This window comes from Psychrobacillus sp. FSL K6-2365 (assembly GCF_038003165.1).
GTDB classification, from domain to species: Bacteria; Bacillota; Bacilli; order Bacillales_A; family Planococcaceae; genus Psychrobacillus; species Psychrobacillus psychrodurans.
In genome coordinates, this window is record NZ_JBBOOO010000001.1 from 544044 (window position 1) to 558593 (window position 14550).

General features: G+C 36.0%; 11 protein-coding genes. 4 read left to right on the forward strand and 7 right to left on the reverse strand.

Annotated features, from left to right (window positions below):
- The first annotated feature begins 99 nt into the window (after positions 1 to 99).
- Positions 100 to 945 (forward strand): DUF1028 domain-containing protein, encoded by an 846-nt coding sequence (locus tag MKY29_RS02665; protein WP_340878901.1) that lies wholly within the window; start codon positions 100 to 102, stop codon positions 943 to 945.
- Between the two features lie 304 nt (positions 946 to 1249).
- On the opposite strand, the gene MKY29_RS02670 is transcribed toward MKY29_RS02665, so the two are convergent.
- Positions 1250 to 4978, reverse strand: coding sequence for a DUF6359 domain-containing protein (locus tag MKY29_RS02670; RefSeq protein WP_340878902.1), 3729 nt, complete (start codon positions 4976 to 4978; stop codon positions 1250 to 1252).
- Positions 4979 to 5241: 263 nt separating this feature from the next.
- Between MKY29_RS02670 and MKY29_RS02675 the strand changes: the two genes are divergently transcribed.
- Positions 5242 to 6192 (forward strand): methyl-accepting chemotaxis protein, encoded by a 951-nt coding sequence (locus tag MKY29_RS02675; RefSeq protein ID WP_340878903.1) that lies wholly within the window; start codon positions 5242 to 5244, stop codon positions 6190 to 6192.
- 63 nt (positions 6193 to 6255) lie between these two features.
- On the opposite strand, the gene MKY29_RS02680 is transcribed toward MKY29_RS02675, so the two are convergent.
- The 6 genes from MKY29_RS02680 to MKY29_RS02705 all read right to left on the reverse strand — a co-directional run bounded on the left by MKY29_RS02680 (position 6256) and on the right by MKY29_RS02705 (position 11914).
- Complete coding sequence (locus MKY29_RS02680) at positions 6256 to 7167, reverse strand: hydroxymethylglutaryl-CoA lyase (protein WP_241597323.1); 912 nt, start codon at positions 7165 to 7167, stop codon at positions 6256 to 6258.
- A 16-nt stretch (positions 7168 to 7183) separates the two neighbouring features.
- The gene (locus MKY29_RS02685; protein WP_090564772.1) at positions 7184 to 8539 is read right to left on the reverse strand and encodes a tripartite tricarboxylate transporter permease; all 1356 of its coding nucleotides are present in this window, start codon (positions 8537 to 8539) and stop codon (positions 7184 to 7186) included.
- Entirely contained in the window at positions 8536 to 8982 is a 447-nt protein-coding gene (locus MKY29_RS02690; protein WP_093493588.1) for a hypothetical protein, read from the reverse strand. Before MKY29_RS02690 ends, MKY29_RS02685 begins: the two co-directional genes overlap by 4 nt.
- Position 8983: 1 nt before the next feature.
- Positions 8984 to 10252 (reverse strand): hydroxymethylglutaryl-CoA reductase, degradative, encoded by a 1269-nt coding sequence (locus MKY29_RS02695; protein ID WP_093493589.1) that lies wholly within the window; start codon positions 10250 to 10252, stop codon positions 8984 to 8986.
- Between the two features lie 211 nt (positions 10253 to 10463).
- Positions 10464 to 11027 (reverse strand): helix-turn-helix domain-containing protein, encoded by a 564-nt coding sequence (locus MKY29_RS02700; RefSeq protein WP_340880795.1) that lies wholly within the window; start codon positions 11025 to 11027, stop codon positions 10464 to 10466.
- Positions 11028 to 11425: 398 nt separating this feature from the next.
- Positions 11426 to 11914, reverse strand: coding sequence for a TspO/MBR family protein (locus tag MKY29_RS02705; RefSeq protein WP_093493592.1), 489 nt, complete (start codon positions 11912 to 11914; stop codon positions 11426 to 11428).
- A 135-nt stretch (positions 11915 to 12049) separates the two neighbouring features.
- On the opposite strand from MKY29_RS02705, the gene MKY29_RS02710 reads away from it, so the two are divergent.
- A complete protein-coding gene (locus MKY29_RS02710; protein ID WP_340878904.1) occupies positions 12050 to 13438 on the forward strand; it encodes a bifunctional metallophosphatase/5'-nucleotidase in 1389 nt (462 codons plus the stop codon).
- Positions 13439 to 13443: 5 nt separating this feature from the next.
- Complete coding sequence (locus tag MKY29_RS02715) at positions 13444 to 14493, forward strand: DmpA family aminopeptidase (protein WP_093493595.1); 1050 nt, start codon at positions 13444 to 13446, stop codon at positions 14491 to 14493.
- Positions 14494 to 14550: the final 57 nt, after the last annotated feature.

A 14550-nucleotide genomic window follows, 5' to 3' on the forward strand; every position in this document is an offset into this window, starting at 1 on the left:
AAGTTCAAGATCCCATTCATCCAAAAATGACGGGATCTTCTTTTAATTATCAGAATAAAAAGTTAAAATGTAAATATATTAACTGAAAGGAGAGTACATATGACATTTTCTATCGTTGGTTTCGATCCACATACAAAGGAATTAGGTATAGCTGTTGCGTCCAAGTTTTTGTGTGTTGGAGCAGTCGTACCATTTGCCAAGGCTGGCGTAGGAGCAATAGCAACTCAGTCGTGGGCAAATTTAAATTATGGGATAGATGGCTTGGACATGCTACAAAGTGGTATGTCACCGGAAGAAGTTCTTAAAGAATTAGTTGTAAATGATGAAAAGTCAGGTGCTCGACAAGTTGGAATTGTAGATGCTGTCGGTCGCAGTGTTACATTTACGGGTGAAGACTGTTTCGAATGGGCAGGAGGACACTCTGGAGAAAACTTTGCGATTCAAGGAAATATCTTGGTTAATCAGGAAACAGTGGATGCAATGAAATCAGTTTTCTTACAACAGGATGGGCCACTTGAAGAACGATTATTGGCAGCGTTATATGCTGGAGATATTGCAGGGGGAGACAGCAGGGGGAAACAATCTGCAGCTTTGTTAGTAGTAAAAGAAAATGGAAGTTACGGTGAGTATACTGATCGTTACATCGACCTTAGAGTGGATGACCATACCGACCCAGTTAAAGAATTAGGAAGACTATTGAAACTTCATCAACTATATTTTTCAGGAACAGCTCCAGAGGATATTGTCTCTATTGATGGTGTGTTAGCGGATGAGATTCAAAACATGTTATATGAAAATGGCTTTTTAGATCGAGATCTTACAGAAAAAGATGATTTATTAGATGCTATCCAATCTTATCATCTCATTGAAAATTTTGATGAAAGAGTTCAAGACAGGGGGTTTATCGATAAGAAGGTTGTAGAATATATGCGTATTAATAAATAGAATGTTAATAAAACAGATACGTAGAGGGAAATCATTAGTGAAATAGAAAGAGGTTGGGACAGAAGTAGAAATTTATTGGATTAGGAGAAAGCTATATTAAATGATGGATATTTAATAAAATTGATTGGAATGGAGGGGCGACTCCTACGGGAATAGCGTGACGCCTGAGACTACAGGCTCAGGCCACGCCCGTGGAAAGTGTCCCTGGAATGGAAACCAATTTTGTGCACAGCAAAAAAACAGCATTTTTCTCACAGAGAAAAATGCTGTTTTGGGGTTCTGTCCCAGTCTCTTTTCTTCATTATTACTTAATCTTTTTAAACTTCCACTTCTTTGATTTTTGATCGTAGTATGCGACTTCCTTTGTAACTTTTTTACCTTCTGTAGTGATGGTAAAGTAATCAGAAAATCCTTTTGTTATAGTTTTCCTATTGTTATCATAGAAAGCCATATCTTTTAGTTTTAAATTGTCTTTAATCTTGTGTTTGTTTTTTTCCTTTAATAATCCCGGTGGAATATGATAATCCAGATATAAGGTGAATTGTCCACTTACTGCAAGAACATCAAAGTTTTTAGCGGTTATCAAGAATGTCCCGTTGATAAGTTTGATAACCACATCTTTGTTTGCTGCATTAATCTTAGTAGTAGCAGCTTCTGTAAAACGAATATTCACATCTCCCGCATTATGCATTACTGAACCATCCACAATAATTACCTTCTTAGAAGTGTCTACTTCATCTTCTGTAATAACGGCTTCGCCATCTTTAACAGACTGGACAGTTACACTAATAGATACAGAGTTACCGCCGTATGCTGCCTTGATACTAGTTAACCCAGCGGCTTTGGCAGTTATAACCCCTTTGTCTACAGAAATAACTTTACTATTAAAGCCACTATAAGTAGCTTCGGAAGTAACATCCTTTGTTGTTGTAGTACCATCCTGTTTGGTAGTTGTTTCAATAAGTTTGATGTTGGACTGCTTACCTTTTTCTAACTCAATGGCTGTTTTGTTTGCGTCAAGAGTTTTAGTATCTGGTTCGTTCAAATCTAGTTGAATAAGAATAGGATCATGGTCTGAAGCGCGACCGTGAATATCCATATAGTTAGCATTGATATGAATCATATCGACAGTTGTTTTATTGGCTAAATTATTTGTTACTAAAATATGGTCAAGTACCTGGTTGTTCCCTTGGTAGTAATAAGAAAAACGCTCATCTGCCGGTACTTTTTCTACCATATTTGTTAAAATTCCACCTTTAAGTGCAGCAAGAGTCGGTGTGAATTCAAAATCATTCATATCTCCAGCAACGATTACATTTAAATCTGGATCCTTTTCTAAACCTTCCTGGATGAAGTTATTAATCATCGTAGCTAGTTCAACTCTTTCTGCTTCTGACCCAAGGAATGGAGGTTGGTTTTTACCGAATAAAGGCTGATCCCCACCTTTAGAATTTAAATGAGCACCGATTACGACTACTTTCTCTCCTTGGAACTCGAATTGTGCAGCTAATGGCTTACGTGTGTTCTTTTGGGGTAAGTCAAGAACTCTACCAGGGTTCAGGGTAAGATTACCAACTTTGTCCCAGGCAACTTTATCAGTTGAACTGCCTTTTGTTCCTTCTGTAAGTGTTACACGATCAGGGTTATAAAGGTAACCAACACGAATGTTTCCTCCTGGTTGTCCCCCATCTTGATCATACTCGGGTGCAATATCAGTCCAAGCGTAAGTTGGTCCACCAGCAGCCTCAATTGCTGCGATTAAACGTTCATAGCTTGCTGATGCATCTGTATTTCCAGAGGCAGTCGGTCCATCATTATCTTGTACTTCTACAAGAGTGATAATATCGGGAGATTTCATATTTTCCACGAATGATTTTGCGATTTTCTCAACTTTTTCATCTGGCGTGTTATTTGTGTTTGTTGAGAAATTTTCAACATTATATGCTGCTACTGTTAATTTATCTTTTGAAGGTTCGATATCGGTTACTACAGTTGGTTTTTCAATACGAGTGATTGGAGGAAGGTTATCCTCCTCTGTCCATAACTTGAAGTTACCAAAACCATATCCCATAACACCAACGATATCTCCTGTATAATAATCGCCAGATTTTGCATCATATGCTTCATTACCTGTTAATACTAATATTCTTTCAGGATTATAGTCATTAGCAGAAATATTTACGCCTCCAAGTACATTGAACTGTGTATTCGTTGAATTCCCTGAAATTACAGGTATTTCACCATATTCTTGAGGTCCAATAACTTTTGCATTTGGTACAGCCAAACGCATTAATTCGATAGATTCCCAAAAATCTATTCCATCTTCTAATGGATTGAATGTTGTTAAATCATCATTATCAATGATTTCCGTCGGTGGGAAAATATCTTCTCCAATCACTAAAGGTGCAGGTAATTCTGCTATTCCAGTTTTAGTAGCAGAAGTGGCACGTATTCTAGTAATGGGAAGATCATTTGCTTTCATATCTGAGTAGCCCTCGTAATACCATTCTTCCACGGTTCCAGCTACTGTAACTAAATCTCCAATTGCAAAACCATTGGAAGCCTTGTTGACTATGATTGCTTCTGATGTTGTGTTGTCATCATCAGCATTAATATCTTGAATTACAAAGTTTGCTGAATTATACAGATGAGTAACAACGCCAGTAATATTTTGAACTGTTGTACCATCGTAGTCAGAGAAGTGACCTTGTCCTTGAATATCTCGTATAGTTAGATTGTTTGTTTTTAATATATTGTACGTAAAAGTAAATACGTCCGAGGTAGTTTCACTTACAGCGATTGCTTTAATCGTTGTGTCAGCTAATAAGGTAATTGGTTCAGTATATAACGTGCTATCTGTAGTTGGGGTAGAGCCGTCTATTGTGTAATATATTGCTACACCTTCAATTGGTGACATTAATGAAATTTGTGTTCCCTCTGATACCGTACCAGGGAAAATATCTGTGTATACAGCTGGTTTATTTACTAAATCAAAGCTCTCTAGACCAAGTGTTTTAACTTGGTAGGTCGTGTTGAAGATTGAAGAAATACCTGTAACTTGAACTATGTCACCTTCTTTATAACGCTGCGTGAATGTATCATAATCTAGACCATTACGATTGTCATTTCGAATTATAACGGACTCTCCGTTTTCATGTGTTGCAGTAAATTCGAATGTTCCATAGTCATTTGTTTTAGTTAAATTAGTAATTTCAACATTTTTTAATAGAATTCTTTCACCCTGTGTTTCATCATTTACTCCAGCTGGTGTAATGATTTGCTGGGCAGGTAGTTCATTGCCAGAGGAGATTTTTGTTATTTTGGTAGGTTGAATCTGTAATTCACCGCTATATGGACTAACTTTACCTTCTAGTTCAACAACATCACCGGGATTAACATTAGCTGAAGAGGTAAACGCATAGATTCCAGCGGAAGTATCTTGAAGGTAAAAGGCTTTTCCACCCCAAAAGCCTGTCCCAGTTGTTACAGTTCCTGTAACTTTTATCAATTTGTTTGCATCCTCAACTGCTCGAGCAGCAGCAATGTTTTCCATGTTCTCTGCTTCAGGAGTTTCGGGAGGAGTTTCACCATCAGAAATTATAGTATATGCGGTCGGACTTTTTAGACCGGGAACAGAGAAGTATGCCTCAAGTGAGCCTGTCACCGTTATTTCTGCTTTAAAATTTTGTGCGTTATCCTTTAAGTTTAGTGTAGTTCGAATTGTACCAGATGGTAATTGTACCGGTAAAATATTGGATGGATTTGTCTCATTTGGTGAATCTGCTAGTCCAATATTTGTAGCTACTGTAAAGGGGGCTTCTTGATCGTAGGAAGATCCCGAGTTAGCAGTTCCAACAATGTAACCCTGTACGGTTGCTGTACCCGTGTTGTTTGTAATTGCTTCTGACACGCTAATTGGTTCAGCAGCCTGAACATTAGTTTCAATTATAAATGGGACGAACATGGAAACTACCAATATGAAGGAAACAATAACCTTATTATAAGCATGGTTCCAAATACTCTCTTTTGACACTCTATCCACTCCTTATGAATTTTATATTTCGAATAGATTATAGCAAAAGAAAATGACAGGATTGTGTAAATGTTGTAAAAGTTTAAATATTCCGATAAAAATAGGTGAGAAGTAAGTGGTAAAAATTATTTGTTATGAAAATATATCTATTTTTAATTGAATCTAAAGATTCAGAAATAATAATTGTTTTATCCTACATTAGTAGTATGATAGATATATATATCGTATTTTTTAAGTAATCTTAAAATTTGGAGTGAAGCAAAATGTTAACAGCATTTAAATCGAAAAAAGAAGATATTGAACAATTCAAACAAAAGATAGATGATTTAAACTCAAGGCTAGATAAAAAAGATAATGAGTTTCAAATTTTCTTGAATGATTTACATAAAGAATTAGTATCTACTATCGGTCAACATGACATTGTAAACAATCAACACTCTATTTTAGGGGAAATGGTTGGAGAAATCTTAAAAGAGTTTAAACGAGTTGAAGAAAGCACGATAAACTCAAATAAGATTTCAGAGGAAGCGCTGGTCAAAGGAGAGTCACTAATCGCCTCATCAGATGAGATGGTTACATTATCCGTAGATAGTAGGGAAGCTGTACACGCTGTAGAAAATCTTATCGATACCTTGGGGGAACAATCTAGAAAAACATCTGCAAGTATGAATCAATTAAGTGAACGGTCAAAACAGATTGAAGAAATTGTAAAAGTGATTAGCGATATTTCTAGTCAAACAAATTTACTTGCCTTAAATGCATCGATTGAAGCTGCGAGAGCGGGAGAGCATGGAAAAGGATTTTCGGTTGTTGCCGATGAAGTCCGGAAACTTGCTGAAAGCACGAAGGAGAGCACCGCAGACATTGCAGATCTAACTCAAAAAATACAAGAACAAATTTCAAAAGCGTACGAAGACAATATAAACAACATGAACTTAGTAAGTGAAGGCATAAAAACTAGTTCTCAAACATCCGAGCAAATAAACTCCTTATTGAACATTATTACAAATGTTCAAGGGGAGGTAAATGAACTATTAAATTTCATTAAGCATCAAAAAGTTTCGAATGAAGATGTTATACACAAATTCCAAAAGACAACTGCATTGTTCGATGAAACTAATGATGTGCTGATGAATCATATCGATGAATCAGAAGTAGTTACTGAAAAGCTTTTAGAAGCTGTTGATAAAGTAAAAGGCTTTCAATCCAAATAAAAATACCAAGTATCAGCCTGCTGATACTTGGTATTTTCATTTTGTTAGTTGATTACTTAATAACTAATGTTGAGATTCATAGTATTTTACGCTATAACTATCTAAAGGTTTTTGTAGTTTTTCTTGTATAAAAAGTGCTGCTCTATTGAGTTCGACGGGATTTATGTTTGTTACAATACCCATATTTGTAAGCATGTAATTTAAGTCATCCGTTGCCAAATTACCAGATGCTCCTGGAGCGTATGGACATCCACCCAACCCACCTAAAGAGCTATCAAATTTAGAAATACCCATTTCTAATGAAGCTAATACATTTGCTAAAGCAGTTCCACGGGTATTATGAAAATGCATAGCGATACTTTCGGGAGAATATCGTTTGAGAACTTTCTCTAATACTTTTTTTACTTGAGATGGGTTAGCTATTCCAATGGTATCACCTAATGATAATTCATTTATGCCCATTTCAAACAACGAATCTGCTAATCGAATTACCTGATCAATTTCAATATGTCCTTCAAAAGGGCAACCAAAAACAGTTGAAATATACCCTCGAACTGTTTTTTTATTAGAGATACTTTCTTTAACGACCTCGGATAAAACAATTTCAGTTTCTGAAATTGTTTTATTAATATTATTCTTATTATGAGACTCACTCGCAGATATGAAAACAGCTACCTCATCAATACTACTCTCCAATGCTCGGGATAATCCTTTTATATTTGGAATAAGTGCGGCATAAGTAACATCGGGGTTTTTCTTTATATGTTTTGTTACATAATCTGCATCCGAAAGTGCGGGTATCCATGTAGGATTTACAAAAGAAGTTACTTCTATATAGTTTAATCCTGTATTAGATAAGTGGTCTATCCATTGAATTTTATCGTCTGTTTGAATAAATTTAGACTCATTTTGTAATCCATCACGTGGGCCTACTTCTCTAATGTATACTTTTTCGGGAAAACTAGGTACGACCATATTAAAAACTCCTTTCTTAAATTCCAAATAGGGTCATCATAATCCAAGTTGAAGCGTAGAAAATCATAAATTGCACACCAGCCCCGATTCCAAGAATTCGATTTAAAAGACCACCAACTGCTGCTACTGTGAATGTAAGTACAACACCAACAAGTTGTGCTTCATGGTAAGCCAGTAGACAAGCAAGCCCGATGAACATTGCAACAATAGCTTCTTGACTTACAAGTTTCATTACGAGAACAGAAGCTTTTCTTGCATAGTTCATAGAGAAAGGGTAAGCGATCAATGAAGCTACAATAAGACCTATTGCTCCGTAAAGGAAAAACTCCCATGAAGTTAAATAGGTATGCAGATTATTAATAGGATCTACGGTGAAAACAGGTGGTGCATTAAATAATGGCGAACCAGGACCTAGAGCGACAGGACTTAGTGGAATTCCAAACGCTATTAATGGAATGATTACCTCTGCAATATATGTTGACTCTGTTACCCCGTTCATTACTGCTAAACTAGTTGTAGACTTCTTATAAGCACCTTTTGTACGGGAACCGACAATTTCACCCATAAGAGATGTCATACCTACAGGACTAAAAACAAAAGTAAGAGAAGATATAAACGTAGTAATAGAAGTGAATATTTGTTGTCGACCAGTTAAAATCTTCAAGGGATTCGGGAAGTATCCCTTCCATGATTTAGTTTCTGGTGCTAGATGATATTCTTTAGGCTTATCTCTTTCAATTGTCTTTTTAGCACTAGAGGAAGTGGCAAATAGAAGATCACAGAAAATCGGACCTATTGCAATTCCTAAGAAAAAACTGATTGATAAATGCTTATCTAATATACTAAAACTCATCAAATCTAAACTTTTAATAAAGAATGCAAATGGAATAATCATTAAAACACTCACCCATTTACCTTTAGAGAAAAAGGCGATTAAAATTGCAGCAAGTGTAAAAATTATTCCTGTTGATGACTTGAAAAAGTCGGCAAATTGTCCTAAAAATTGACCTAACAGAACAGCGGTTGGTAGGGCGATAAATGCGCCTATAATCCCACCAGAAATCATCTTTCTCAGGGCAATATGGGGCATACCCATTCTTCTTAAAGTAGTTGCATGATCTATTAATGGTACAGCAGTAGTATCCCCGGGAATACCCATTAATGCAGTTGGAACTGCATGTGTAAGATGTTTTGCTAGAACAGCTGCCATGAAAAATGAAAATACAGCAGCAGGAGGAGCACCTAATAGAATTACTAACAAAGTAAGAGGGACCATAATTGCAGTCTCATCAGTACCAGATATTAATCCTATTAAAGAAAAGACAATAGCACCAAGTAATGCAAATAAAATAGCTGTGACTAGTAAACTCATTTCTTTTGCTCCTCTCCAAGTGCCCGAAAACTATTTAAAACTCCTAGTTCTTCCAGTTCTTTTTTAGTAATAGGGTCATTCTCGATTAGTTCTAATTCTTCTTGAGGATCCAGTTGTAAATCTTCGAAAACTTGTCTCATGCTTTCAGACGAGGTTTCCTCTTCAACTAATATTCTTTTTGGTTTAAATAGAATGGAACAAAGAACTAAAGAGATAACACTTCCTAAAATTCCGATTAACAATGAGTATGAAGCAACCATACTTTCACTTGCGATAGCAGGAAGCAACCAAAGACCAATATTATACCCTCCTAAACTAATTCCTACGCTTAATAAAACCGCTAGAAGCAATTGATTTGGTAGGATGGTATCTCCAAGTATTTCTAAATACGTTTTTTTGTTCTCATTCAAACTAGTAGCTGATGATTTCTTGTTATTTACCATCCTATTCACCTCTTCGAATTGCTTTAGTTATTTCTAAGATACGGTCATACCTAAGGTCTTTCTCTTTGACTGCTTGTGCGACGATTCTATCTATATCTTCCTTTTTTGCTCCTGCCATTACTGCTAAGTTTCTGGCATGTAATGACATGTGGCCTCTTTGGATACCTTCAGCTGATAAGGCCCTTAAGGCAGCCGCATTCTGCGCCAATCCTGCCGCTGCTATACAACCTGCAAGCTCCTCAGCAGAATTTACTCCCATAATTTTAAGAGCGCCTTGTGCAACAGGATGTGTTTTCGTTGCTCCACCAACAATTCCAACAGCCATCGGTAGCTCAATAGAACCTGATAAATTACCATCTGCATTTATTTCCCATTTTGTTAAAGACTTATATTGACCAGATATAGATGCATAGGCATGTGCTCCTGCCTCTACAGCACGAGTATCGTTCCCAGTTGCTAAAACTACAGCAGAAATTCCATTCATTATACCCTTGTTGTGTGTAGTAGCTCGATAAGGATCATAATCGGCAAATTCGAAAGCGCTTACAATGTTATCGACAACCTCTTTGCCACCAAATGCATCTGTAGAAAAAGTAGCTCTTGCACGAACTAATCTACGGTCAGCTAAATTAGATATAATTTTTAATACAACTTTACCACCAGTAATTGTCTCGATAGTAGGGGAAACTGCTTCTGCCATCGTATTTACAGCATTTGCACCCATTGCATCTTTTGTATCAACAATTAGATGAATAACTAACATTATTTGAGAGTTTGTTGGAATGATATGAACCTCTAAATCCTTAGCTCCTCCGCCTAATGAAACTAATGTTGGATCTTTCTCATTACAATAAGCTAAAATTTCTTCTTTATGCTCAAAAATCTTAGCTTTTGCAGCATATGGATCTGCTACATTTAAAACTTGAATTTGTCCACGCATGATGGTTCCGCTTATTGATGTGAAAAAACCACCGTGTTCATAGCTTGCTTTTGCTGCATTACTAGCGGCTGCTACAACAGAAGGTTCTTCTGTTGCCATAGGAATAAACATATCTTTTCCGTTAATTTTAAAATTGGTTGCAATCCCTAGTGGAATTCCAATCTGACCAATAACGTTTTCTATCATTGAATCTGCTAAATCCATCGAAAGTGGATACTCCCCAGATAAATACTTTAATTGATCATCTGTTAGGTTGCGTCCCTCTGTTACAATATCAAATCTTTCTTTAGGTGATAAACGATAAAATCCTGGAACTCTTGTATTTGACATAATATACACCCCTTATTTTTGTGTAATAGCATTCAACCTAGTTGAATACTATTACACAAAAATACATTAATAATTATTACTTGTAAATACCAAATTTAAAATCTATTCAGAAAATGAAATCTCTTTAAATATTAGCTTAATAATTATTAATGAAGATTAGGAATGGCAGAGAAGGAGAAAAATACGGTTGGTTCCTTCGATATGATACGAATTAAAGGGGATTATTTTGTATAAAAAAAGTCAACACTGTTGCTTCTTTGTTCTTATCTGCTGAAAGAAAAATATGTGGTATATTTCCTTCGAAATAGGCGCTATCACCTTGTTCTAAATAATGCAGCTCACCATCATAATAAAGATTGATAGATCCGTTAAGAATATAAATAAACTCGTCTTCCACATGAGTAAATGGTTCTACATACTCAGCTTCAGGTAGGACGGTTACTATAACTGGCTCTACTTTACTGAAACGGGGACGATTGGCAAGTGCCTCGTAAGTATATCCAATCTCTTTATTTCCGATTTTTAATTTTTTTTCATTGCTTTTAACTATTGATAATTTATTTTGAATATTGGATTCCAAAAACCATGACAAAGGAGTATCCAACTCATGTGCTATTTTTGATAGAGTCGCTACAGCGGGTGCAGCTTGTCCATTTTCTATTTTTGAAATATGACTTTTTGTAAGATTGCATCTTTCAGCTAGATCTTGTTGAGTAAAATTCTTGCTTAACCTAGCTTCCTTAACTTTTTTACCGATATTATGTTGAAGATAAATTGGGCTCTCCTCCTAAAAGTATGCTTGCGATTAATAATCATATAATACATTAATTTTTCTCATTTGTAATTCTTTCAAAGCAAGTTCATATGAAAAAAGAAAACAACATAGCAAGGATTCCCTTAGTAATATTTAAAAGGAGCTTCAACCCAAATTTTAAGATGGAGAAAAGGATTGGAAACCCGAATGTTAGCTGAATTCCACTCCTGTAGCTTATAAATTGTTTTACCAAAATTAATGGAGTCAATTTCATAAATAATTACATGTTTTATTTTAAAAACAAACATTTAATTAATATCGAAATTTATTGTTCTTTTTTAAAAAAAGTCGTTCCCGTTGGAGCAGCAGACGGTGACTCCAGCGGAAATCGGAGAAATGAAATAGCCTGTCTTAAGCACTCATTTATTCAATTTCCAAACGGCATAATTAAGGCCCAATGCAAAAGCAACCCATCCAACATATGGAACCATTAGTGCTCCGGCTGTTTTATCTACTTGTTGAAATTCGTATGCCGTTAATGTAATGCATGCTAGCATAAGGGTAATTTCTACAAGCGCAGTTCCACGTAATCCCCATCGGAAAAATAGAAAGGACCATAAAAAATTCAAACCCAATTGTAGGTCATACAAGGGAACAGCAACTGGAGAGTCCTTCTTTTTTTGATCTACACGGTATTTAGCAATTCCCATTGTCGTGTAGAGTGTGGTCCAAACGATAGGAAAGACAGCGCCAGGGGGTGAGAATGATGGCTGTTTTAGTTTTTTGTATTTCTCCTGTGCATTTTTATTAGCAATCCAACCAGTAATTGAGCCTCCAATCACTGGTATAAGAATACTAAGTGCTAATTTTTTTTTATTTATACGACCATTTACTTGTAGCAATTCCATTTTACAGCCTCCTTGTTCTATTTGTTATTCCATTCCCTAAACCTTTCAAAATAATCTAGTTTTATCAAAGTAGATTAATTAGAAAAATTTGAATATGGTATAATTGTCAAGTTAAATACATAAACGGAGGCGTCTATGAGACTTAAAATATTGCATACAAATGACATACATAGTAATTTTGAAAACTACAAAAAAATAGTTACTTTGATTAACCAACAGAAAGATGAAGACACGATTATTTTAGACGGAGGGGATTTTGCTGATTTTAAAAGCATTGAGCTCCAAGGCACAAGAGGTATGGCTGCTATAGAGTTATTAGCTGCCGCTGGTTACGATGCAATAACAATTGGAAACAATGAAATGTTCAATGGAATTGACACACTAGAACTTATGGCAAGTAGCAGTCCGATTCCGTTTATTAGCAATAATTTATTAAAAAAAGATTGTTCATCTATTAATGGGGTAAAGCCAAGCGTTATTTTAGAAAAAAATGGGGTACGGGTCCTTATTACAGGGTCTTCCCCTGATATGGGAGTATTTAATGACGGGCTAGGCATTCATATGACTGACTACTCAAGAGCTATAAAAGAAGAGATATATAAAAACAAAGATAAGTATGATATTTGCATTTTGTTAAGTCATATTGGCACCTTTGCAGATGAATCTCTTGCTAAAGAGATTAAAGAGATTGACATTATTATTTCTGCACATGATCATAAGTTATTTGAGCAGGCAAAGATTATAGATCAAACAATTATGAATAGCGCAGGTAATTACGGGGAACATATAGGCATTATGGAGTTAGATATACTAGATGGTAAAGTACATCTTGTCCATTCAGAGACTATTTCTACAAAGGATATAAAAGAGAGTGAACAGATAGAATCTATTTTAAGATATAGTAAAGAAAGAGCTATAGAAGCATTAAGTAAACCTTTGTATACAATAGAACATCCTTTGTGGCATGACGTTGTGGAAGAAAATCCAATTTCTAATTTAATAGCTGACGGGCTGAAGGATATGCTGGGAACAGAAATTGGCCTTATCAATAGTGGTATTTGTAATGCGGGAATATTTCATGAAATGACACAAAAAAAGCTAATCGAGATATGTCCTTCTCCATTAAATCCAACTTCTTTTGAGATGCAAGGGAAGTATTTAAAGGAAGCATTGGAGCAGTCATTAGATGCACAAATATGCTTAGCAGATGGGAGAGGTCCGGGATTTAGAGGGAGATTTGTAGGGAGCCTTCATGCTTCGGGACTTCAAATAGAACATGACGGGAAAAAGATTCATGCAATATATGTGAATGGGGATTTGTTAGAAGAGGAAAGATGGTACATGGTAGGCAGCTCAGACTATCTACAAAGAGGGTCAGGTTATCCAAGTCTCATGAACAATCGTAATGAAAAATACTTAGCAGAAGAGATTAAGGATGTTCTTCGATTATATGGAGAAAAACAAGATTTTTGTGATGGATCTTTCCTTCATAGGTGGAAAGAGGTTTCTAAAGTAAAGGGGTAGTAAAAGTGGATCCTAAAAAGATTAGACAGCGTGGTATAAAGATTGGTAGATTACCTGTTGGTAAAAAAAACTGCATAACAGATGTAGAAGGTGTGAAAGTAGGACATATTACATTAGATAGCTCACTTGGAGGAGAAGATTATGCTTGTACCGGAGTGACCGCTATTTTACCGCATGGAGGTAATTTATTTCAACAGAAAGTAGTTGGGGCAAGTTACATTTTAAACGGTTTTGGTAAAACAACCGGACTTGTACAAGTGAATGAGCTAGGGCTAATTGAATCACCCATTATGCTAACGAATACATTTGGCATTCCAGCAGTTACTCAAGGGACACTGGAGTACATGCTAGAAAACAATCCTGAAATAGGGGATTCTACGGGGACTCTTAATATAGTGGTAGGAGAATGCAATGACAGCCGGTTAAATTCTATTCGTAAACTCCCTGTTGAGCCAAAACATGCGATTGAGTGTATTCAAAGTGCTTCGGCTGATGTTTCACCAGAGGGGGCAGTTGGTGCAGGTAAAGGTATGATTTGCTTTGGATATAAAGGTGGCATCGGTTCTTCATCACGTATTATTGAAGATAATGATTCGGTATATACTATCGGTTGTATGGTGCTGAGTAATTTCGGAAGAAAAGAAGAATTTCAGGCTACTCAATATCAAGTAAATCAAATGAGAGATGTGCCTAATTTTCCTAAGCTAGCAGACGGGTCCATCATGATTGTATTGGCAACAGATGCTCCCTTAAGTAATAGACAGCTTACGCGACTTGCTAAACGATGCGGGATAGGCCTAGGTAGAACAGGTAGTCATTTTAGTAATGGAAGTGGCGATATAGTCATCGCATTTTCCACTGCTCATCAAATACAGCATAATTCACAAGAAAGTGTGGAGGTAAGGCGGCAATTACGAGATGACCACTCAATTATGAATGATTTATTCCAAGGAGTGGCAGAGGTAACAGAAGAGGCTATTTTAAATTCTTTGTCACAGGCTGTAACTACAACAGGGCGAAATGGAACGGTAGTTCATGCATATCCTTTTGAATAAAATGAAGGCTGATCTTCACCATGGAGATCAGCCTTATTTTGAATAAAGATATCATTT